General features: G+C 34.8%; 22 protein-coding genes, 3 tRNA genes and 1 riboswitch. Of the genes, 9 read left to right on the forward strand and 16 right to left on the reverse strand.

What is annotated here, in order from left to right; genetic code table 11:
* Nucleotides 1-50 precede the first annotated feature (50 nt).
* From JHL15_RS01175 to JHL15_RS01185, 3 genes are all read right to left on the reverse strand, one after another.
* Complete coding sequence (locus JHL15_RS01175; protein WP_200241705.1) at nt 51-506, reverse strand: hypothetical protein; 456 nt, start codon at nt 504-506, stop codon at nt 51-53.
* The gene (locus JHL15_RS01180) at nt 506-886 is read right to left on the reverse strand and encodes a RidA family protein (RefSeq protein WP_200241708.1); all 381 of its coding nucleotides are present in this window, start codon (nt 884-886) and stop codon (nt 506-508) included. Before JHL15_RS01180 ends, JHL15_RS01175 begins: the two co-directional genes overlap by 1 nt.
* A gap of 138 nt (nt 887-1,024) precedes the next feature.
* Nucleotides 1,025-3,625, reverse strand: a complete 2,601-nt coding sequence (locus tag JHL15_RS01185; protein WP_200241710.1) for a putative LPS assembly protein LptD — start codon at nt 3,623-3,625, stop codon at nt 1,025-1,027.
* 53 nt (nt 3,626-3,678) lie between these two features.
* Here JHL15_RS01185 and JHL15_RS01190 point away from each other — a divergent pair, with 53 nt between their 5' ends.
* From JHL15_RS01190 to JHL15_RS01215, 6 genes are all read left to right on the forward strand, one after another.
* Nucleotides 3,679-4,974, forward strand: coding sequence for an N-acetylmuramoyl-L-alanine amidase family protein (locus JHL15_RS01190; protein WP_200241712.1), 1,296 nt, complete (start codon nt 3,679-3,681; stop codon nt 4,972-4,974).
* A 58-nt stretch (nt 4,975-5,032) separates the two neighbouring features.
* Nucleotides 5,033-5,107, forward strand: a tRNA-Glu gene (locus tag JHL15_RS01195).
* An 11-nt stretch (nt 5,108-5,118) separates the two neighbouring features.
* Nucleotides 5,119-5,439 carry a hypothetical protein gene (locus JHL15_RS01200; RefSeq protein WP_200241714.1) on the forward strand — a complete coding sequence of 107 codons (321 nt, stop codon included), beginning with the start codon at nt 5,119-5,121 and terminating at the stop codon, nt 5,437-5,439.
* 67 nt (nt 5,440-5,506) lie between these two features.
* Nucleotides 5,507-5,761, forward strand: a complete 255-nt coding sequence (gene rpsT, locus JHL15_RS01205; protein ID WP_200241716.1) for a 30S ribosomal protein S20 — start codon at nt 5,507-5,509, stop codon at nt 5,759-5,761.
* An 11-nt stretch (nt 5,762-5,772) separates the two neighbouring features.
* Nucleotides 5,773-5,844 (forward strand) — tRNA-Glu (locus JHL15_RS01210).
* Between the two features lie 74 nt (nt 5,845-5,918).
* Nucleotides 5,919-5,990 (forward strand) — tRNA-Glu (locus JHL15_RS01215).
* 82 nt (nt 5,991-6,072) lie between these two features.
* Here the strand turns inward: JHL15_RS01215 and JHL15_RS01220 are convergent.
* On the reverse strand, nt 6,073-6,453 hold the full coding sequence (locus JHL15_RS01220; protein ID WP_200241719.1) for a tautomerase family protein: 381 nt from the start codon (nt 6,451-6,453) through the stop codon (nt 6,073-6,075).
* A 213-nt stretch (nt 6,454-6,666) separates the two neighbouring features.
* Between JHL15_RS01220 and JHL15_RS01225 the strand changes: the two genes are divergently transcribed.
* The 3 genes from JHL15_RS01225 (at nt 6,667) to JHL15_RS01235 (ending at nt 9,688) form a co-directional block, all read left to right on the forward strand.
* A complete protein-coding gene (locus tag JHL15_RS01225) occupies nt 6,667-7,326 on the forward strand; it encodes a FadR/GntR family transcriptional regulator (protein WP_200241721.1) in 660 nt (219 codons plus the stop codon).
* A gap of 57 nt (nt 7,327-7,383) precedes the next feature.
* Nucleotides 7,384-8,592 carry an MFS transporter gene (locus tag JHL15_RS01230; RefSeq protein WP_200241723.1) on the forward strand — a complete coding sequence of 403 codons (1,209 nt, stop codon included), beginning with the start codon at nt 7,384-7,386 and terminating at the stop codon, nt 8,590-8,592.
* 307 nt (nt 8,593-8,899) lie between these two features.
* Nucleotides 8,900-9,688 (forward strand): T9SS type A sorting domain-containing protein, encoded by a 789-nt coding sequence (locus JHL15_RS01235; protein ID WP_200241725.1) that lies wholly within the window; start codon nt 8,900-8,902, stop codon nt 9,686-9,688.
* A gap of 287 nt (nt 9,689-9,975) precedes the next feature.
* Here JHL15_RS01235 and JHL15_RS01240 read toward each other — a convergent pair whose 3' ends face one another.
* The 12 genes from JHL15_RS01240 to JHL15_RS01295 all read right to left on the reverse strand — a co-directional run bounded on the left by JHL15_RS01240 (nt 9,976) and on the right by JHL15_RS01295 (nt 22,714).
* A complete protein-coding gene (locus JHL15_RS01240) occupies nt 9,976-12,249 on the reverse strand; it encodes a T9SS type A sorting domain-containing protein (RefSeq protein WP_200241727.1) in 2,274 nt (757 codons plus the stop codon).
* Between the two features lie 27 nt (nt 12,250-12,276).
* Nucleotides 12,277-13,470 (reverse strand): cell surface protein, encoded by a 1,194-nt coding sequence (locus JHL15_RS01245; protein ID WP_200241728.1) that lies wholly within the window; start codon nt 13,468-13,470, stop codon nt 12,277-12,279.
* Nucleotides 13,471-13,482: 12 nt separating this feature from the next.
* Nucleotides 13,483-14,619, reverse strand: coding sequence for a YncE family protein (locus JHL15_RS01250; protein WP_200241729.1), 1,137 nt, complete (start codon nt 14,617-14,619; stop codon nt 13,483-13,485).
* Complete coding sequence (locus JHL15_RS01255; protein ID WP_200241731.1) at nt 14,616-16,640, reverse strand: TonB-dependent receptor; 2,025 nt, start codon at nt 16,638-16,640, stop codon at nt 14,616-14,618. Before JHL15_RS01255 ends, JHL15_RS01250 begins: the two co-directional genes overlap by 4 nt.
* A 113-nt stretch (nt 16,641-16,753) precedes the next feature.
* Nucleotides 16,754-16,938: riboswitch (cobalamin riboswitch) on the reverse strand.
* 101 nt (nt 16,939-17,039) lie between these two features.
* Nucleotides 17,040-17,999 (reverse strand): transporter, encoded by a 960-nt coding sequence (locus JHL15_RS01260; protein WP_200241733.1) that lies wholly within the window; start codon nt 17,997-17,999, stop codon nt 17,040-17,042.
* Nucleotides 18,000-18,011: 12 nt separating this feature from the next.
* Nucleotides 18,012-19,064 (reverse strand): cytochrome-c peroxidase, encoded by a 1,053-nt coding sequence (locus JHL15_RS01265; RefSeq protein ID WP_200241735.1) that lies wholly within the window; start codon nt 19,062-19,064, stop codon nt 18,012-18,014.
* Nucleotides 19,051-19,887, reverse strand: a complete 837-nt coding sequence (locus JHL15_RS01270; RefSeq protein WP_200241737.1) for an MbnP family protein — start codon at nt 19,885-19,887, stop codon at nt 19,051-19,053. The genes JHL15_RS01265 and JHL15_RS01270 overlap by 14 nt, the downstream gene beginning before the upstream one ends.
* Before the next feature lie 200 nt (nt 19,888-20,087).
* A complete protein-coding gene (locus tag JHL15_RS01275) occupies nt 20,088-20,456 on the reverse strand; it encodes a hypothetical protein (RefSeq protein WP_200241739.1) in 369 nt (122 codons plus the stop codon).
* A gap of 3 nt (nt 20,457-20,459) precedes the next feature.
* A complete protein-coding gene (locus JHL15_RS01280; protein WP_200241742.1) occupies nt 20,460-21,134 on the reverse strand; it encodes a superoxide dismutase in 675 nt (224 codons plus the stop codon).
* A 140-nt stretch (nt 21,135-21,274) separates the two neighbouring features.
* On the reverse strand, nt 21,275-21,958 hold the full coding sequence (locus tag JHL15_RS01285; protein ID WP_234047659.1) for an SCO family protein: 684 nt from the start codon (nt 21,956-21,958) through the stop codon (nt 21,275-21,277).
* The gene (locus JHL15_RS01290) at nt 21,945-22,220 is read right to left on the reverse strand and encodes a YHS domain-containing protein (protein ID WP_200241748.1); all 276 of its coding nucleotides are present in this window, start codon (nt 22,218-22,220) and stop codon (nt 21,945-21,947) included. The genes JHL15_RS01285 and JHL15_RS01290 overlap by 14 nt, the downstream gene beginning before the upstream one ends.
* A gap of 134 nt (nt 22,221-22,354) precedes the next feature.
* Nucleotides 22,355-22,714 (reverse strand): hypothetical protein, encoded by a 360-nt coding sequence (locus JHL15_RS01295; RefSeq protein ID WP_234047660.1) that lies wholly within the window; start codon nt 22,712-22,714, stop codon nt 22,355-22,357.
* Nucleotides 22,715-22,741: the final 27 nt, after the last annotated feature.

Raw genomic sequence — 22,741 nt, forward strand, 5'->3', positions numbered from 1 at the left:
GGAAAAGTAAAAATGTAAATAAAAAAAACGCTGCAAATGCAGCGTTTTTTTTATTTGGTATTGTTCATTTTGTCAGCAACTCTTTTCTTCTTATTTCTTTCATAAATGATCTCTACTATTTTACCTCCTATCCACGAAAAGGGGAAAAAGGTTAGAAATATTGAGATCTTATAAAAGGTAGGATGGTATGGAAATATAATAACATCAAGCATTGCAATAAACAGCATTATAAAGCCAATAAGGATCGCATAAGCTACCTTCGCATACTTTACAATAATAGCTGTTGCTACTCCGCCTACCGTTGTTCCTAATCCTGAAATAAATAATAAGAATCCAAAAAATGCCTCATCATTTCTCATGCTGTAAAGGAATCTTTGCCAATGTTCAAATGGGGCAAAGGCATCAAAAGTAATCCACTGCGGAAAAACTCTTATACCCAGAGTAATAATAAGCCCAGCTATACTGAGGCCCACCAACACCGCAAATGTATTTCTTATAAAGCTCATTAATCCTGATGTGCAATCATCGAAATTTCAATATCAACATTCTTAGGCAGACAAGAAACCTGTACAGTTTCACGAGCCGGATAGCTTTCAGCATCTAAATATGATGCATAAATATCATTCATTACCGCAAAATCATCCATACTCTTAAGAAATATTGATGCTTTTACAACATTTTTAAAAGTCATTCCAGCTTCAGTAAGAATAGCTTCCAGGTTTTTCATTACCTGATGCGTTTCTTTTTCAATTCCCTCTACCAGTTTACCTGTTGCAGGATCTACAGGAATCTGACCAGATATATATAAAACTCCGTTTGCAAAGTTTGCTTGTGAGTAAGGTCCGATAGCTGCAGGAGCATTAACTGTATTGATTATTTGTTTCATATGTGGATATTTATTTTTTTAAATTCATCTGTAATCGCCATCTACTCTACTATGCATTAAATAATTTTCATACAGAGATTTCATTACAATTTATTTCGGGTGCAAATATAAAATTTATTCTCAAAAATCAGCCTCTTATTAGAAAGGAGCATTTGGCTGAGTAAAACTTCTGTCTTTATATTTAAGTGCATCACTTAAAATATTAGCTTTTATCCCAATAAAAAAGTCATACACTTTATATTGTCCGAAAGGAACCCAATTGAAATTGATGGTAAAACTTCGCTGATCTCTTGAGAAACCTATTCTCGTATATGCCAGTTGTTTGGTGATCATATCGTAATGGGTACTCCCATTAATATTCCAGTATGGGGTTAACTTAAGACTTCCATCCAATCCTACAGAAGCAATTTTATTACCAAAACGTGATAAACTTTTTGAATAGGCGTAGTTTGCATTCACATTTAAAGTCCATGCCTGATCAAAATGTGCATAATGATCATCATCGAAATAATAGTTCTCATTTCTTATTTCTCCTTTAGACTGATACTTCTTGGCATAATCTGTTTTCTCTCCAAAGATCTCACTGCTTAACGGATAAGACACCTGGATATTAAATCCCTGTACACTGAAGCTACCAAACTTTTCTGTTCTGATTCCAGTGTCAGATCCCGGAGCAAAAATAATTTTGTACGGATCTAATGACAAGCTTGTATTTACACTCAATTTATTTTCAAAGAATGAAGACTGCCCATTAATCGTAAAGATTGACCATGGATGATCTTTAGCTGCAAAATTATAACTTCCGGAAAGGTTTAACGATTCGAATATTTTTATTTTTTTCACTCCTGTAGAGTCTTTCTTAGACTTCACCTTCATTTCGATGTTATTCCCAATATTGAAACCTAAAGACCCTTGCATTCCGGTTGTAGGTGATCCAACGATCCCCCCGTCAAAAATAGAATACGGTGTTAATGCTCCATTCGCATCATAGTAATTCTTATAATATCCAAAACCAGGTTTTCCAAAATCCGGAGAATAGGTAAAACCAATACTTGGAGTCATCATATGTCTAATAGCTTCTATCGCAGACCCTTTTTTGAAATTCAGCATTCCGTACAATGTAGTCTGTAAACTTGCCGTACTGGAAAAATAAGAATATCCTGCAATCTGCTTATTTACCTGATTAACTACTTTATTTGAATTGTTGCTTAAAGGATCATAGTATCTGGTAAGTGTTTTAGTTGTTAAGGCATTATTAATAGTAGTTCCTAAACTGAATGTAAAATATTTGGCTACTGTAGTATTTGTCCCTAAAGTAATATTATTTGTAAGACCTGTTTGAAGCTTATCCCACATTGCCTTTGTAAATAGTTCTCCTTCGTTTGTTGTCACAAAGTTTGTTAAATTTAAACCTGTATTTACCGTAATATTTTCTAATAGACCTTGTCTTACTCCTGTTTTTGATTTAAATAAGTAGAACTGATTGATAGCAACGTTCATTTGCGGCAAACGCAAGTCTGCTAAACCTGTAGCAAAATTCTGTGAATAAGAAGCTGTCCCCGTAATGGTAGCAGGCAACTTTAAAAATCTTTTCGTTAATGTAACCGTTGAATTCTGCTGAGTATTCAATACATTCTGATTGAATATATAGTTGTTATTAATGGTATTATTATAGAACTTGTTACTTACAATATCTACAGAAGCAGAGAATGTAAGAAACGGATTTGCCTTTGTATCCTGTGTATGTCTCCAGGCAATTCTGTAAGTACTGCTTCTGGAATAGTCATCCAATCCTTTGATACCTCTGATTGTAGTTCCTATATCTGCTGTGAAATTACCGGAGTAACGGTATTTTTTCACATAATTCATCTCAGGTCGTACATTCCAGCTTCCCTTGGTATAGATGTCCGCAAGAACCTTCATATCAAAATGCTCCCCTATCGGCTGATAGTATCCGATACCATTCAGGAAGAATCCAACATCCTGTCTTTCTCCAAAACTTGGGATCAAAATACCAGCTGATCTTTTACTCGAAAAGGGTAAAATGGCAAATGGCATAATAAGAGGTGTAGGTACCTGTTCTATATACATTTGTATAGGTCCGGTAATGATCTGCGACTTCTCTTTAGTCTTTATTAATTTAATATTGGATGCCAGCAAATGGTAATCCGCCAGTGTATCTTTCTTTTTTAAGAAATATTCATCAGTAGTATACAATGCATGTCTCATTGCAAAAACGGAATCACTGTATTTCTTTGTTTTATTGGCAATGATTACCCCTTCGCTCTCCTCAGTTCTTGCATTATAAGCAATGGCCTGCTTGGTCTTATAATTATAATTGAACTGATCTGTTTCATATTTTTTACCAGCCTGCGTTGTGATTACAGGTTCAATGAACTTTTTTCCTAAAGAGTCTTGTTTTCCTCTTGCATAGATTAAATTCTTTTGCTCATCGATGGAAATATAATCTGCATCGATCTGCATATCCTGATACTTTACCTGAGCTTTTTTGTTCAGGTATATCATTTTTTTCGGAAAATCTCTACGGATATTATCTGCCTTTGTCATAAGAACATCATCCAGTGACTCTTTCTGTGCAACAATGGTATCCTTTTTGGAAATAGTATCATTAATAACCCTATTTTCAGGCAATTTTTCAGGCGTTTTCTGTGCTAAAAAACTGTTAAAAATTAGGATAATTAAAATTTGTAATATATTTTTGAGGACGGTTTTGGCCAATTTTATTTTATATAATTAAGGCTCAAAATTAATATAATTTTTAAAACTGTAAGATGTACAAACAAAAATTTAAAATAATTTTATCATTTCTCCTCATACTTTTGAGTAATTTTATTTTTTCACAAAAAAAATTCACGATTGTTTTAGATGCCGGGCATGGAGGAAGTGATTCCGGAGCAAAGAGGAGTTATAGTGATATTGGACTTTTAGCAGAAAAAGATGTAACTCTTTCTGTAGTACTAAAAGTAGGAAGAATGCTCGAAAAAAATAAAGATTTCAAAGTAATTTACACCCGTAAATTTGACGAATACCCTTCTCTTTCAGACAGAACCAATCTTGCCAACAGGAGCAAAGCAGATCTTTTCGTATCGGTACACTGCAACTCAGCACAACGATCTTCAGCTTATGGTACAGAAACTTATGTACAGGGACCTGACCAAAATGACACCAATCTGGAAGTTGCCAAAAGAGAAAATGATGTAATCTTTCTGGATGAAAAGGATAGACAAACTTTCGGTTCTTATGACGCTAGTTCACCAGAATCTTTGATCGCCTTAAAACTTCAGCAGAGTAAATATCTGGAATCAAGTCTTCTATTAGGAGGGTTGGTCGAAGATAATTTCGTAAATAAAGACAAAAGATTTTCCAGAGGAGTTTTTCAAAAAAACTTACACGTTCTTCGTATGAATGCAATGCCTTCTGTTCTTATTGAAACCGGGTTTATCAATCACGCAGAAGAAAGTCATTATTTAGCTTCTGAAAAAGGACAAGATGAAATTGCAGAAAGTATCTATCAGGCTATCATCGACTACAAGAAAGCAATTGACAGAAAATCAGGAGGAGCTTCTAATAATATAACAGTAAAGAAACCTGAGCCTGAGAAACCTGTAGAAGTTGCTTTAAAAAATGATTTCAGAATCTTACTAATGAGTTCTCCAACGAAATATAATGATGGAGATCCGGCTTTAAAAGGACTTAATTACATCCTTCCAATCAAAGAAAACGGGCAGTATAAATACTATTATGGCGTAACAAACATGGCCTCTGTAAAAGATATCAATCTGAAAACAGCTAAGGATGCCGGATTTAGAAACGCATTTGCTGTAGGATTTATGCCTAACCAAAAATTAAGCACCGGATATTACACTATCGAGGTCTATGTAGGTGAAAAATTAAATGGAAATTCATTTATCCTTCAGACATTGAAAGATGTCGAAAGAAACAAAGAAAGTGGAGTTTTCTATTATACCTACGGAAAAGTATTTACTTTAGAAGATGCTGTGAAAATACAGAAAAGCCTTGAAGCAAAGGGCATTAAGAACACAATTATTCAAAAAGTTTACAGATAGTATAAAAAATAATTTTGAAGTTAAGAAGTTAATTATTACTTTTGCAACCTCAAAATTTGGCCTATTCGTCTAGTGGTTAGGACTCAAGGTTTTCATCCTTGCAACAGGGGTTCGATTCCCCTATAGGCTACCAAATTTGATATCATGCCGGATTTAAAAATTCAAGAAGCTACATTGCTTTTTAAGAAGATCCACTCTAACCCAAAAAGTTACGACTTGAAAGTTAATGAAGATGGGATAATAGGCAGAGATGATAAAATAAGTTTCAGGCTTTACAGGTATGGAGAAAGGGTAGCTTTTGAAGTAACTATAGATGAACTCACCTTCACCAATACAACTGGAGAATGGAACAACGCAATGATAATGTTGGGAAATATTATCAAAAAAATAGATAAAGAACAAGAAAATTTTAAAATAGAACAAGCAATAGACAAACTGAGAAAATACTTATCTGAAGAAAATTGAAATTATTTAAAAATAAATTTGGCAGATAAAAAAAAAGGTTTTACTTTTGCACTCACATTTGAACGATATGGCAAATCATAAATCAGCATTAAAGAGAATTAGACAAAACGAAGTTAGAAAAGTTCGTAACAGATACTACCACAAGACTGCTAGATCAGCAATGAAGGTATTGAGAAATGAAGAAGACAAAGCTGCTGCTGCAGAGCAATTGCCAAAAGTTATCTCTTTGTTGGATAAGTTAGCTAAGAAAAACATTATTCACAAAAACAAAGCTGCTAACTTGAAAAGTAAATTAACTAAGCACGTTAATAAATTAGCGTAACACGGATAGTTGGCCCGTTCGTCTATCGGTTAGGACCTCAGATTTTCATTCTGGTAAGAGGGGTTCGATTCCCCTACGGGCTACTAATAAGAGTTGTAAACTTATAAAAACAAAAAACTAACACATTACATTAGTTTATATTAATGTAATGGTAGATGGCCCGTTCGTCTATCGGTTAGGACCTCAGATTTTCATTCTGGTAAGAGGGGTTCGATTCCCCTACGGGCTACGGAAGCTTAAAGATCAGAGCTTACAAAAACTGCAAACAATGTTTGCAGTTTTTTTTTGTTTCAATAACTCTACTCATTGTATTATATATGCAGTATTTCTCCACTTGCAAATGACCAGTTTTCCCAAGCCGTTTCCTGGAAAGAAACAAATACATCTTCAGGATCAAAAGACTGTTCTTTCAATTTGGTAATGAGGCTTTCCAGAATTTTACGTTTTACTTTAACACTGCGTCCAACGGAAAGAAGAATCTCAATGATGATAAAGTTTTCTGACCGACCCTTTTCAAGATTCGGATAATATCTATCATACAAGAGGTTTTCAGGGTCAAGATCCAGGAATCTCTGAAAACGATCTTCAGGCGGAACTCCTGACTCCACAATAGCTTCATGTATAGCTTCACCTATTTTCTGCTTTTCTTCTTTTGATCTTCCCTTCAGGGAAGTAATAGTGATCAATGGCATAATTGTAAAAATTTAATGTTAATTATTTATATAAAACCCAACAGCCTAGCATCGCTCTCTCTTCAACAATCACAAGGCTTGCCAGAAGTATATCACAAAAATAAAAAACAAATAGACTGCTCTTTCCTTTTTTATATCTAATTTTCTGAATTACATATATTGGAATATCCTATGTAAATCGTATCTTTGCATTCATCAGATGATAAGATGTATATGACGCAAATACAAAAGAAATCATTAGCACAGGAAGTTTCTGAAAGGCTTACCGAAGGAATACTCAATGATATGTACGCAATTGGGGATCAATTACCTATTGAACCTGAATTAATGAAAATATATGGTGTAGGACGCTCCAGTATCCGCGAAGCTATTAAGATCTTATCTATTAAAGGTATGCTTAGTGTACAACAAGGTGTCGGTACATTTGTGGTCTCAAAGAATATTCAGGAATCTTTGGAGGCCCAGATGAGCAACGCAGAAATAGAAGAGGTAGAAGAAGTGAGGTCTTTACTGGAAGCAAAAGTTGCAGCAAGAGCTGCTCTTAATCGTACAGAAGAGGAATTAAAAACGATAAAGGAATACTTAGAGCTGAGAAATAGATTTGCTGAAGAGAAATTAGCCTCCGAATGTTATCAGGCTGATATTAATTTTCACTTCGCCATTGCTGAAGCGTGTGGTAATAAACTGCTGAAAGAGATTTATAAAATTGCAAGCAGGCAGGTCTTAAGAGTTTTTGAAATTAGCCACAACAATAATACAGATGCTTTTAGAGTATCACAAAAGTTACATACGGACCTTTACAATCACATAAAAAACAGGGATGCTGAAAACGCAGCTATTACAGCACAAAAAATCATCAACAAGTTATTATAAAAGTAATTAGCAACCATAAATTCATCAGATGACAAGATGAATTAAAATAATTATCATATGAACGACGTAACTACAAAAGCCATTGATACAAGTAAGATTGTTTATCCCATCTTATTTATGATCAGTTTTTCCCATTTCCTCAATGATCTTATCCAATCAACAATTCCTTCATTATACCCAATTCTGAAGGGAGAGTTTAGACTATCTTTTGCTCAAATTGGAATCATCACTCTGGTATTCCAGCTCACAGCATCTATTTTACAACCTTTTGTTGGTATTTATACGGATAAAAAACCGAATCCAAGATCTCTTGCTATAGGAATGACCTTATCAATGGCAGGGTTATTACTTCTAGCCGCTGCTCATGAATATTATATGATTCTTATTTCTGTTGCATTAATTGGAATGGGATCCTCAGTTTTTCATCCGGAAGCTTCCAGAGTTGCCCAGTTGGCCTCCGGAGGACAAAAGGGATTAGCTCAGTCTATTTTCCAGGTTGGCGGTAACTCTGGAAGTGCGATTGGGCCATTATTGGTAGCACTTATTGTGCTTCCTTTAGGACAAGGCTACGTAGGTTTATTTGCTATTGCTGCATTTATTGGAATTATTCTTTTATGGAGAATAGGAAACTGGTATGCTGAAAGATTATCGATCAGAAAAGCGGCAAAACATAAAGATGTTATCGTAAGTATTAATCTATCAAAAAGAAAAGTTATATTTTCAATTACAATTCTTCTTGCTTTGGTTTTTTCAAAATATATATACCTGGCATCGATGACCAACTACTTTACTTTCTTCCTGATTGATAAATTTCATATCTCCGTAAAAGATTCCCAGCTCTATTTATTTATGTTTCTTGCTGCTGTTGCAATAGGAACAATATTAGGAGGAAAATTAGGGGATAAATATGGAAGAAAGAAAATCATTTGGATTTCTATTTTGGGAGCTGCACCGTTTACATTGTGCCTTCCTTACCTTTCCTTAGTATGGACCATCATTTTTGCAATTATAATTGGACTTATTATCGCTTCAGCATTTTCTGCTATTCTAGTCTATGCCACAGATCTGATGCCTGATAAAATTGGACTGGTAGCCGGATTATTTTTTGGATTCATGTTTGGGATGGGAGGAATTGGTTCTGCTGTTTTAGGAGCTTTAGCAGATGATACAAGTATAGAATATGTATTCAAAATTTGTGCATTTCTACCTTTGATGGGTATAATAACTGCATTTTTACCAAACATTAAAGGAACAAAAAAAAGATAGCATTACATTAATTATAATGTGTTATTAAAAAACTCTTTACCGTCTCTGGTAAAGAGTTTTATTTTTTCAGAGCACCGTAGCTTTAGTGTTTTTAAATTAGGATTAATTTATTATTACATTTAATTAATTACATAATTAATAACCTATTTTTTACCTAATTTAAACAAACAATTTCCATCTATAACTGATCTACTGATATTTAAAAAGATAAAATACAATCTAAATCACATAAAAATGAAATAAATTAAACAACATAATCAATTTATATGTAACTTTATCAGAACGAAAATTATTAAATTTTTTAACCATGAAAACAAATCTATTATCAGGCCAATCTCTGACGAAAAAAGTAGTCTTGGCGTCTTTATTGTTCCTTATGAACGCTATGTCTTTTGCACAATTGAACAAGGTGTATGCAAGTAGCCAAACAAACCGGGCTTATGGTATTTGTGTCGCTTGTTTCGTACAAAATCCAGAAAATGCAGTGGGCAGTAATGAAAGTGACTACTCAACACTTCTTGTTCCGATTGGACTATTAGGAAGAACAGAACAGACTCTGATCTTTCCTACATCTAATATCCTTGCAGATACCAATAAGCTTGTCATCGGTGTTGGTACTGATCAATCCATTCTAACCGCTCAATTGATAGGTGGTATATCTGTAGAGACATTTCTTGGAGATGTATCTAATAATGATTATATGAATATTTTTGATGATGTGCTTAAACTTGGAGGTACAGACGCAAGCAGAGGAGCACTTGAACTTACAATGAACAAACCTTATGACCGTGTTAAAATAAGCCTGAACTCTGGTTTACTTAACCTAAATGGTGGATTCAGAATTTATTACGCATATCAATATAAAGATCCACACATTAGTTTACTTGCATACAATAAGGATGGCCAAATTACTCTTGATGGAAATGTTCCATTAGAAGGTTCTGAAATTACTTTAGTTAATTCATCAGGAAAAGAAGTTTACCGTTCTAAATTTAGATCAAAAACATTTGAGTCTATACAACCTCAAGGGTTATATATCCTGACCGTTCAAACCAAAGAAGGAAAGAACTACTCGAAAAAAATAATGATTAAATAAGATATAAAACACACCCAAAAACTTCGGCAGGCTTTTAGCCTGCCGAAGTTTTTTTACCTGTATGTTACTATCTGAAACCTTCTTATAAAAGAATTAGAACTAATTTATAAGATTTCCGGAGTTATAAACCTGTAGCCTATTTAACAGTTAACATAATAAGCGTGGAGTCATCTTGCTCTACCTTCGGGATTACACAGGAATACACTACTTCATTTACTTTTAAAACATATAAAAAAGGGCCTCTGCTTTCTAAGCAGAGGCCTTTATAATAGAATGATTTGATCAAATTAGTTTTTGATGAATTTCTCTTGATAAACAGCTTTATCCGTAACGACTTTTAAAATATAAATTCCTCTAGTCAATGTACTTACATTAATTTGTCCATTATTAAACTGAGTATTCATAACTTTTCCTGATGCATCATAAACAACAGTACTCATTACTCTATCCTGAGTTTTGATAGTAAGAACATCAGTAGCCGGATTAGGATAGATTCCTAATTCAAGTTTTTTCACTTCAGCAGTTCCTAGTGTTGAAGTACTTGCGTGTACAGTAAGAGTTTTATCTACTAGCTTTCCATTAGAATTAAAGGTTAATATGATAGTAGCTGCTCCAGTACCCTGTGGTGTCAGAACAAGTTCATCATTCGTATTAATTACAGCTGTAACAACTCCTGTATTACTATTAGATTTAATAGATTTAACGATAGCTATTGCTAAATTATCAGTATCCGTTACTACAGTTTTCAAATCAATTGTAGTTGTAGAATTCACAGTTGTCTGTGATGGGAATGTACTTTTTACAACCGGAGCATTGTTATCCGGGAATACAGCAATTGATGGGAACCAATAATAATCATTTAATATCTTGGTATTTGTAAGTGTTCCGGTATTGCTGAATGTGTGTATCCAGTTTTTCTGATAATGAGCTCCAAAACCACTTTCCGTAGTATTTAGAATAAGTTCATCTGTAAGAGGGTTAACACGCAATCCAGCTCCATAAGGAATCTGCTTGTACGTTCCGGTCTGTCCAGGAACTGCAGCAAAATTTTCATTGAATGTTTTAGCAGTAACATCAAATTTTACAATTTGTGTTCCGGAAGCAAAAGCACTTACAGAGTTGATCCAGTATAAAGCATTTTGCTGTGTACTGTAAGTCAGTCTTCCAGCATACCAAGCTCCCCAGTCACCGAAGTATTTCGTAGTAGGAATTGGATATTCCAATGTGGCAAAAGTAGTTGGATTAATACTCACCAATTTCTGTTGTTGAATCCCCCAAACACTTCCATCTTTAGCCTGCACAATTGAATAGAATGCACCCGCAATAGTTTGAACAACGGCATTGGTATTAGGATTAATAACCAACACTCCTCCGCTCTGGGTTACTGCAAACACATATTGAGAAGTACGGATCATGTTTCCTATTTGTCCTTTTCCATTCGTCCCGGGAACTAAACTTCCAACCTGTAAATTATCAATATTAAAAAGGAAAATTCCTGTGGTCGTTCCAATATATCCCTTATGTTCATTTACTCCAAGAAAAGATCTTCCGTCACCATCCCCTATTGTATTAAATCCAGCTATTTTCTGCATGGTTGTAGCATTAGCAACTACTAACCTACCACCTGGAGTGTATTGTGTATCACCTCCGTCAGCAGCTTGTTTTGAAATAAAATAAAATTTATCTCCATAGATCGTTCCATACTGTGTAGTTGCTCCAAATGCCTGATTGTTATTCGCGTTGCTATACACTCTGTAATTGATCTGTCCATTATTGTTAATAAAATTTACTGAACCATTGGTATGACCATACCAATCTTCATTCACCATAAAATAACCATCTGTAAATGTAGTTGGTGACGAATAAGCTGATACAGGTGTCAAAGTTGTTGAAATAGGCTGATCAACCATTCCCGGGTAGAAATTCCATAGATCCCATGAATTATTTTCTAAAACACGGCTACTCGCCCCTAAACTTGAATATCCAAAAGCAGCATCCGTAGGATTTTTCACCCAGTAAGACCAATATCCTGTAGTCCAACCTGATTTCCAATGATCATTAGCTGCGTCTATAGCAGTATAATCATCAAAATCATATGCTGTAGTATTGATAATCCCATTAAGCGGATACATCGGGTATGTAGTGTTTCCACTCTTATAAAGTCCATTGGTACCTTGTCCGTTCAGATCAAAACCAAGTCCCCCAATTGCAGTTCCAAAAGTTGTTCCCTGATAAAGTAAAGAATAAAAACGGTGATCCGCTTTTGCGATGGCTTTCAGCATATCTTCTCCAGTTGCATTTCCATCCCATTTAAATCCCCAAACTAAAGCGTCAGGATTTTTTCCATCATTCCATTGTACAACAAAAGCAGCCTTTTTAGAACCAGTTCCCACCCAATACTGAATATCAGAAAAGTCAGTAACTGTAGTTGTTGTTTTAAGCTCATTCCTGTGTATTGAGTTTGGCTTAATGTCATTGCGGGGTACTCCCTGAACCGTTACCTGTGCATTAGTGAAAAATGCAAAAAATAACAGCAATGTTAAAAGATAGATCTTTTTCATTTTTTAAATAAATTTATTGTTGAATTTTTATTTTATATACAAATCATACGCTCCGGCTACTTCAGTCGAAACTTCTCCAAGCCAGCCAGCTTCCTGATTAACTCCCGTATGCACTTTTACAAAATCGATCCCGGGAAGCTTTACATACTTTCCGTTCTTGTCTACAGCCCAGGAAATATCAATATTTGAGGCTTCATCATTGTTCGGTGCGTTATCTGCATATCCGAAATCGTAAGATTTACCTACCCAATATGTTCCATTACCACTCTGATCATAGTAATTATTAAGTAATTTCGTTCCCGAGAAACTGTAGGAAGCATCGGAGATCCATAATGGGAAAAAGCTGTGATCATGAAATCCGTTTTTTGTCTTAAACCCAGTATTTCCAAGATTGTCCTGCCATTTGATATATTCTATATCAACTTGCCAGGGTTCATTTCCGGGAACCGGAGGTTTATTTTCATTTGGTTTGAAATAAGTGATATTGTAATTTTTTACTGTAGTATTTTTAAAATATTCACTTCCGGCAATTTCATACCACTCATTATCATCAGGTTTTCCATTTTTATTTCTGTCATAAGCGACCATAATAATTCCCGGCTCACAATTTCCTGAACGAGGATCATTGGCCCCACTTGCCCAAAAAGCATTTCCAAGGATTTTAAAATCTCTTCCATCCATGTTGGGAATAGTATGATCAAAGCCAAAAACTACATAACCTCCGAAGCCTCCAAGACTAACCATTGTAGAATTAGAACCTACCAAAGACTCTCTGGCTTTCTGAAGCATAGCACTGGCAGTATTTCCAGCTTCATATTCCGGAACCTCATTAGTAAACTGCCCTACAGCAGGACGAAAATCAAATACGTTGGAAATGTACTTACTGTAAGAACCTTGCTCTTTATTTACAATAATGGTCGATTGGTAAGTTTTCACCTGTCCATTTTGGTCTATTTTTAAAGTAAGTGGATAGGTTTTAGCATAAGGACTGATAAAGTCCAGTTCTGAACCATCAGCAATAATAGAGTCTTTAATACTCCATGTGATTTTACCAGAAACATTGGCCGCAATATTCAAAACCTTGAAACGACTGATCGTGTAAGATTCTTCCAGGCCATTGAATGGTGATTCTTCATCTCTATCACTTTTACATGATGTCACTTCTACTAAAAGAAATACCACCAGTATAGTTTTTAAAATTTTAAAAATATTTTTATCCATATTTTAATTCGGTTATTTATATAAAAAAGTAAAATGAGCAGGGATATTTCCACCTTCAGTTTTCCATTTGAAATGTCCGCTCTTGTTAAAGCAATAAACAAATCCTGTAGACACATAATTTCTTGCATCGGTAACATAAATATCTTCTGTAATAGGATTTACAGCAATCCCGTAAGGCGCTTTAATAGCATCTACATATTCCTGATCAATAATCTTATTGGAAATGATTTGTTCCGTTTTCACGTCAATAATCCCGAAGGATTTAGTATAGGAATGGGTATTGTAATTAAATTCATTCCCATAGTAATATAGCTTGTCGTTCACTATTGTCATTTCACTCACCGCTACATGAAAATCTTTTTTCACGGTTCCCGTAGCAGCATCTACCAGATACAAGCTCGAAGGAATATTATAATAATCTCCTCTGGAACTGACATAAAGATCTCCGTAATCATCTTTTTTAAGACGATGGAGATTGATGGCAACATTTATTTTTTTAGTTTCTGTGAATGTATTCAGATCGATTACTGAAACTGTTTTATCATAATTTGGAACCATATACCCCCCGGAGTTTGCAACAAAAAGTTGATTCCCTACAATTTCCATTTCCTCAGGCTGATATCCTACCGTCACCTGTCTCTGGATGGAAAGTGAAGTGGTGTCAATTTCTACAACTTTTCCTTTTGGAGCATTGGGATTGATATCAACTGGCCCAGCATAACTACTTGCGTAAGCTTTTCCATCTTTGAATTTCACGTATCTGCAATTCTGTAACTGAATTGTTTTAATCCGTTTTGCCGTTTTTGCATCCAGCACTTCAATTTTATTGGAAACATTCACCACGACATAAAGTTTACTTCCATAGATTTGAATATCATTCCCGACATCTCCCAATTCCTTTACTACAGTCGGGTTTATTTCAGCATAGATATTTCGTCTGTACGTTCCTGTGGTATAATCAAAAAAATCCAGTGTACATTTATTGCTTCCCATATTTCCTTCATTCAGAACATAGAAACCTTTAATTGCCGTATTTTCAGGTGGTGCAAGTCCCTCTACTCTTTCTTCACGGGGAATAATCTCATCCGTTCTGCATGAAAACAAAAAGAATAAGAGGCAGGCAAGCAAGCAAAAGTTCAGTTTTTTCATAATGTGAAGCTTACAATTAGTTTAAAATTCCTTCCAGGCATTGGGTAGTTGAGCACGACATCATAGTATTGATTGAAAATATTATTCACTTCAAGACTTGCCTTAAATTGATGATTTGCCACGTTGATTTGTTTTTGAATTGAAAGATCGTGGGTATACCAGGGCTGGATATAATTATATTGAATATTATTTTGCTGCCCGTCATATCTCTTTCCCACATATATAAAACTGTAGTTGAAACCCCAGGCTTTGTAATCAGCCTTCATTGTAAAATTTCCACTATGCCATGGTGTATATGGGATCTGATCTCCAAAAAAGGAATCGTCTCTATCGGAAAAATCTCTGGCTCTCTGATAAGTATAATTGATCTGTGGTCTTAGAACTACTTTCCCAAAAGCTAGTTTTGCCTGTGCTTGTATATCCGTTCCCAGAATTTCCACACTTCCCAAGTTCAACATCGTCCATCGAAATAAATTCCCGGTAGGGGCTGCGATAATTTTATCTTCAACCTTATTGAAATAGCCATCTACTTTGATATAATATCCTTTAAAAATGCAATTATTATAAGATTTCTCATAAGTAAAACCTACATTATACTGATTGGTGAATTCAGGTTTAAGATCCACATTCCCGATCATCGTATAGTAGAGATCATTAAATGTTGGCATTCTAAAAATTCTTTTGTAGAATGCTCGGATTGTAAAATCTTTTGAACTAAAGGGTTGATATGCTAAAAACGCGGAGGGTGTCCACTCTGTTTTATCGGGAGATTTTGAGTTTTTTTCAACATCTTCATGAATAAATGTTCCCAAAACACTCCCCAGGAATTTAAATCTGTTCCACTGATAAGTTGTTGCAAAAGCTACTAAGGAAGTATAACGAGTGGGATAAGAAAAATTCTCAAGATCTGCATCAAGATTGTTATATTGAAAATCTACACTTGCACTAACGTCCCAGTTAGAATTAATGGAATACATATTAGATGACGAAATGTATAACTCCCTCTGAATATAAGTATTATTAACAGGAAATTCTGCCTCTGTAGCGATGGTGTCTACAAAATGAGTGTAATCATATGCAAATTTAGCTTTAAGCTGGGTTTCAAATTTTGGAAATAACTTCTTTCGTAAACTTGCCTGAACAAAATAGCTTTCGTCTTCCAAACGTTGCCCTCTTCCCCCAAATCGTCCATTTACAATAGCCGCAGGAATTCCTCTGTCTGATAAGAAACCATATCCTCTCACACTCCAGCTTCCATCTTTTACATTGCCATTAAGACTGGCTTCAAAACGCTTTGATTTTAAATCGGAATCATGCCTTTTAGCAATGGTGTCATTCGCAAGTTGCCCGTCAGGATAGTATCTTTTATATCTGAATTTATAGATACCATCAGTTTGAATAAATTCAGAGCTAAAACTCGCCGCAATCTTATCTGTGATCTTTTGTTCTAAACGAAATGAGGGGTTAAATAAATCAATAGATGAGTTTTTAAGCCTTACTACCAAATTTGTTTTTCTCCCATTTTTAAAACTTGGGATTTTGGGTTGTAAATAAATAGATCCTGAAGATCCAAAATCTTTTGCTGGCTGAAAGATTTCACTTTTTTGCCCATTATATAATGAAATCTCTTCGAGATCATCAAGAGAGAACCTTCCTAAATCCACAACTCCATTTTGAGCATTTCCCAATTGAATTCCATCATAAAAAACCCCGACATGCTGGCTCCCCATACTGCGAATATTGATGGTTTTTAATCCACCAATTCCACCATAATCCTTAATCTGAATCCCGGCAAAATAACGAAGGGCGTCCGCTACAGACTGACTATTCAGCCTTTCCAAGTCTTCTCCTGACAAGGTTTGCGCAGGAATTATTTCTTTAAAATTCTTTTTTTGAAGACTCACAGGAACAATGACATGCTCCTTGATCGTATCTCTGGATTGAGAAAAGTAAAGTTGAGCAATTAGCACAAGAACTGTGATAATTATTTTTTCAGTTTTAAAAGTAAATTTTAGTTCCATTAGCTCGTTGAAAATAATTTTAATGCTAATGGATATAAGAAAGCAGCAATGACAACGTACAGCGATAACTGCACAGAATCATTGTTGTCCTAAGCTTTATTCCACGAAAGCATCAAACTTTAATCTTTCCGGCAGGTCTTCTGACTTACTCCATTTTTGAAATCCTTCCCATTAAAAAACAGTGGATATATGTTTCAAAAATTTTGGTTTAGAGCTTACAGCAGCGGGTCTGTTCCGGATTTACACCGGATTCCCTTTTAAGAACCTTTTAAGGCTCACCAGAATTCGGCAAAGATAGAAAATTATCACAAGAAACAATGCCGAACTTAACATAATAATAACCAACAAGATAAAACAAAACATTCCGTTACCATGGTAACGGAATGTTTGATTAATTAATTAAATTCCAAAGTTGATAAATACGCTCAATCTGGATTTAGCTTCAATATTTCCTCCAGCCAGATTGGTATAGGCAGGAAGCATCACTTCACTCCCGAGACTCCATTTGCTATAGGAAAGTTCAAAACCTAATTTACCATATAATGCGCTTCCCGCAGTATCGGGTAAGGCTTCGTTAAATTGCTTATTCCTATCATAAACTTCTCCCTGTAATCCTACTTTTCCGGAAAGGATGATCTTTTTATCAGCATGGATCTGATAGAATCCGGTTGCAGCATAGTTCCATTGGTTACCAAATTGGTAATACTTTTTATTTTCCGTTTTAATGGTATAATCTGTATTAATCAGAACTGCTACTTTATTTTTTTGGTATTTGTAATTAAGGACCATTTGATAATCCCAACTTCCGGTTCCCAGCTGAAAACTCGGGTTAACTCCCGTAATCCCTTTTTCATCAAACTTCCCCAACGGAACTTTTACACCAAGTCCCCCATTCAATTGGTGAAATGAATCTTTAGAACTGATCAACTGATAAATACCCATCACATTTAAATCCCCAATTCCATTGATCCTGATATCACCCTGCATCGTTTTTTTCTCATGAAACTGAAAGGGAAGACTTCCATAAACGCTTAGTTTTTTTGTAATGGGAATTTTTCCCCATAACTGAATCGTATTGAAATACTGATCCTGGGTTAGGTCTTTTACAAAAAGGTTTTCTTTTGCTTTATAGTGCTGCGCAAAGTATTTTATTCCTATGAATTGTGGGTTTAGCAACGATTCAAATCCTGATGACCCGTTTCCTGCAGCGCAGCCACATGCATCACAATCATCCTCCAGAAGTTTAATAGAAGTAAAGCTATTCTGATTCTGAGGTATATAAAGACTATCTCTTGCGGGTTCGGCCCGAGCCATTTTAGATAGAAATAGACTCAATAGTATTAAAAATATATTTTTCATGTTTGATTAAATTTATTCAGAGAATTTAGAGTTTGTAATAAAGCTCTTATCAGACAATGTTTTCAGAAAAGCAATAATAGATTGCTTTTCAACAGTACTCATAGCTATTCCAATATGTCCGTTTTGCTTAAGTTGTGGATCCAGGTTAGGATTGTCTTCTACGTTATCAGAATAGAAATTGAGAACAGCATCCAGGGTGTAAAACCTTCCGTCATGCATATAAGGAGCTGTATACTCTACATTTCTCAAACTAGGCACACGGAATTTCATCCAATCCATTTGATCCAGCGTTACCCGGTAGCGACCAGCATCTTTAAATTGAGTATTGTAATACATTCCCGTATTACGAAAGCTCTCATCTGTAAACAATTCTCCACTATGGCAGGAAGCACATTTTTGCTGGAACAAACTCATCCCCTGCGATTCTACAGATGATAAAGTTTCTTTTCCCTGTTTGTATCTGTCATACTTTGAATCGGCAGAAATCATAGTTACCATAAACTGGGATAAAGCCTTCAGTACTCTTTCACCTGTAATATTTTCATCACCATACGCTGCCCTGAATAGCTTCTTATACTTGTCATCCATGTTTAATTTTGAAATCACTTCGGGCATAGAACTATCCATCTCATTAGCATCTGTGATGGGGACAATAGGCTGTTCATTGAGGTTATGAATAACCCCGTCCCACATATACCTTTTTAAAAATGCCATATTCTGAATAGGAGGAGCATTCCGGATTCCAATCCTGTCATCCACACCATGGCTCACATTATGGCCATGGTGGGTAAAGGCATTCTCCTGAATATGACAGAATCCACAAGAGATTGTATTATTACGTGAAAGTCTGCCCTCATAAAATAATTTTCTGCCAAGCTCTACTCCGTTTTTAGTAACCGGATTTCCAGCTTTATCAAAAGTTATTTCAGGAAAATAAGATGGAAATTGCAGATTATATGCTTCATCCTTTTCTAAAGGTTCAATCACCTCATCTGAACATGATATGATATTAAAAAAGCCAATGATGATTAATCCAAATTTTAATACTTCCTTAATCTTCATCATTGTGAACATGGTTTACAGTAAACATTTTAGTAAGATTATTGGTTACACTTACTAAATGTGGGCTCGATCCCATCATCATATCATTGTTTGTATTGAGCGTAAGTGCTGTATTCCCACTTAAGTACTGATTAAGATCTGCAAGAATATGGATAGACGGTCTTATTTTATTGGTTACCCTCGCTGTGGTAGGAAGATCCAGGGTAATTTCTCTGTATAAATCAGGTGTATTGTTAGCCGTTACATTCCCCATATTTCCGGTATGGTTCATAAACTCCTTATCAGCAGCGGTGGCACCATATTTTCCCTCTAGTTTTACAAAAACATAACCTGCTGCCCAAGACCATGACATTCCTTTTGCCTTCGCCTTATTCCAGAATTCAGCCTGTCCATCAAGTCCCAGGAGATATGCATTCTGACTGATTCCTAATCCGAATTTCACTTTTTTATAATTATTTTTCGGGACACCCGTAAGATTTACATATACAATTCCCGCTACCGCATCGGCCTGGTCAATTATGAAAGCTCCTTTGTCAGGATTGTTTTCATTGTATTTGAATTCTTTTCCATTTTCATCGATAAGGCTGATGTTGCTTACTACATATTTTAAAGTCGAAAACTGATGTTTTTGCCCACTTGAAGAAGTTTGGGTTGTTTGATTGAGAACAATTCCTCCCAGATTATTGAATCCGTTTTCAAATTTAATCTGAAGATTTCCGGGTGTTGTATCTTGTGGATTATCATCATCGTCATTGTTTTGACATGAAGAAACTGCCAATAGAGTAAAGGCAATAAAGAATAGTGATAAAAATTTATAAATTTTCATTGTTGATTTTTTAAGTTGTATTTGTTTGAATAGAAATTTTTGAATGTAGAAACATTCATTTTTTAACCACGTTTTAAACATTTTAGAATCTTTAAAGTGAATAATAAAACGATTATAAAGAACACTTAAGCTTTTTGAAAATTTGAGATTTTCACTTCATGTGAACTTTAAAAATTGAGTGGCTAAAGTGGGTAAACAACTTAAAAAACCGGAGGTCGGAAAATATGTTTTAGAAAAAGAAAAGAATAGTTCTTTTGGTAAATAAAATTGAAATCAGAACCGTATTGTTGACATGTGTTTTTTATCTCTGTGATATCCGGAAGAATATAAATATCAAGAATTTTCTGGCCGGAATTTTTCCCTTTGGATAAAGGAGTTGATTCTGTATCGTTGGTTTTAGCAAGCTCTTTACTCAAATAACATTTACCATTACAATTAAGTTCAGGCTTGTCTTTATTGATACAAAGAGTTTCAACGATATAATTATAATTTGCAACATATTCCATGATGGGGATCAGGGGCCTGAACACCATATAGAAAGTAAGGAATATGCTGCAAATATAGTTCATGAATTATTTCTTGCTGATCGCGTTTTCGTATCTCTTGCTTACTTCTTTCCAGTTTAATACATTCCAGATAGCGGTAAGATAATCTGCTCTTTTATTCTGATATTTTAAATAATAAGCATGTTCCCAAACATCAATTCCTAAAATAGGAGTTCCTTTTTCTTCCACAACATCCATTAAAGGGTTATCTTGATTAGGTGTTGACGAAACAAATAGTTTCCCGTTTTTATCAACAGAAAGCCATGCCCATCCTGAACCGAAACGATCAGCACCTGCCTTGCTCATTTTCTCTTTAAAAGCATCCAGACTTCCGAAAGTTGCTGTAATTGCTTTTAGTAGTTGAGCAGAAGGCTGAGTATTTTTCTCTGGTGTAAGCATTGTCCAGAAAAGCTCATGATTAAAGTGACCACCTGCATTATTTCTGATAACAGGGCTTAGTGTAGAAACCTTAGATAAGATCTGAAATAAAGTCTCTTTTTCCTGAGGAGTTCCTGCAATAGCTTTATTCAAATTACTCACATAGCCAGCAGCATGTTTTGTATAATGAATTTCCATTGTCTGAGCATCGATAGATCCTTCAAGTGCATTGTATGCATAAGAAAGAGGTGTCTGCTTAAACTGACCGAAAGCAAATTGTGCTGCGAAAACTGCACTTAAGGCAGCGATTTTCATAATCTTCATAATGTTTTGTATTTATGGTTTAACAATGTTTTTGTTATAAGAAAGGAAGCATGAAGATGGAAGAAGGGAGTCAATAAAGATCTACTAGATGAATACCTCTCCAAACATTCCAATTTCAACTTTTAACTTTCAATTTTCAACTACTTTAAAAGCTTTTTAATATCTTCAATCAGCTTTTCTCTATCCGGATGATATTTTCCAGTAAGATCAGTTTCTTTTCCTTCAGGGTCTTTATAGTTTAATCCTGAATAATAAAGAATAGGCATATTGTCCTTGTTATATCTGCATCGGATATTTCCCTCCTGATCAACGAGAGCGATCATTCCGCTGTGATTAAGGCTTTCACCCTCATCCTCTTTGTCTCCTACATAAATATTGAATTGATCTGCAAGATTTCCAATATAGGTTCTGTCTCCGGTTAAAAAATGCCAGTTTGGAGATTGTACTCCAATTCTTTTGGCATGTTGTTTTAAAGTTTCCGGCGTATCATTTACCGGATCAATACTAATAGAAATAATGCCAAACTCAGGATTGTTGATTTCCTGATCAATTACCTTCATATTGCTATTCATTATAGGGCAAATGGTAGGACATTTACTAAAGAAAAACTCCACGAGATAAACTTTGCCGAGCATATCTTTATTAGTAATCTTTTTATTATTCTGATCGGTAAGTTCAAAATCAGGAACTTTCATTACTGTATAAAAGTTATTCTTAAAATAGCTCATCCCAAAACCTACACCCAGGAAAATAAGTGCAATTACCGCTATGGGAATAACGATCTTGCTTTTTGCACTTTTCGTTGTTTTTTTAGTTTTGGACATATTTTGCAGGATTTTTATTGAACTCGTCTTTACAGGAAGCACTACAGAAACCATACACCTTATTTTTGTATGTTGCTGTAAATTTTAAATAATCAGCAGTCTTCATATGACATACCGGATCTTCAGCATTGACAACTTTTACATTTTTAAGATTCTCCTTCGGCATATTCATATTTTTTGCATGCTTTACTTTAGGAGCCTCCTGTGCACAAGATAACAGTGATATCGACAGCAATGCTGTCAAAATGAATTTATGTTTCATTGGATTGAAATGAAATTAATAATGATAAAAAATGAAATGATTCGTAAAATAAAATTTAGTGATGACCTTAAATCAAAACATGTTTTGATCTAAGAAAAATAAAAATACTCACTAAAAAATTAGTTGAACAAAATCTAAGCAAGCGGAGGATGAAATACTCTGGAGAAATACGCTGACGTATGAGAATTAATATAGACTGAATTTGCTGTCTTTTGTAAAATATCAAATCCTTTCTCTTTAGAAAATGACAGAATATCATTTGCAATGAATACGTCGAGTACTGAAATTTTTATCGTTTGAGGACCGGATTGTCTTTCGGTCTTTGCCAATTCTTTTTCTACATAACATTTACCTTTACAGGTAGATTCTGCTTTGAATCTGTTTTCACAAAGATTTTTGACAATATAGTCATAGTTAACCGCGTAATTTATCAATGGCAATACGGGACGTAGTGCTATGGTAAAAATAACGAATATGGATATGAAAAATTTCAAATAGTATTTCTATTCCACAAATATACT

Origin of the sequence: Chryseobacterium paridis, from assembly GCF_016595215.1 — a bacterium.
GTDB lineage: Bacteria > Bacteroidota > Bacteroidia > Flavobacteriales > Weeksellaceae > Chryseobacterium > Chryseobacterium paridis.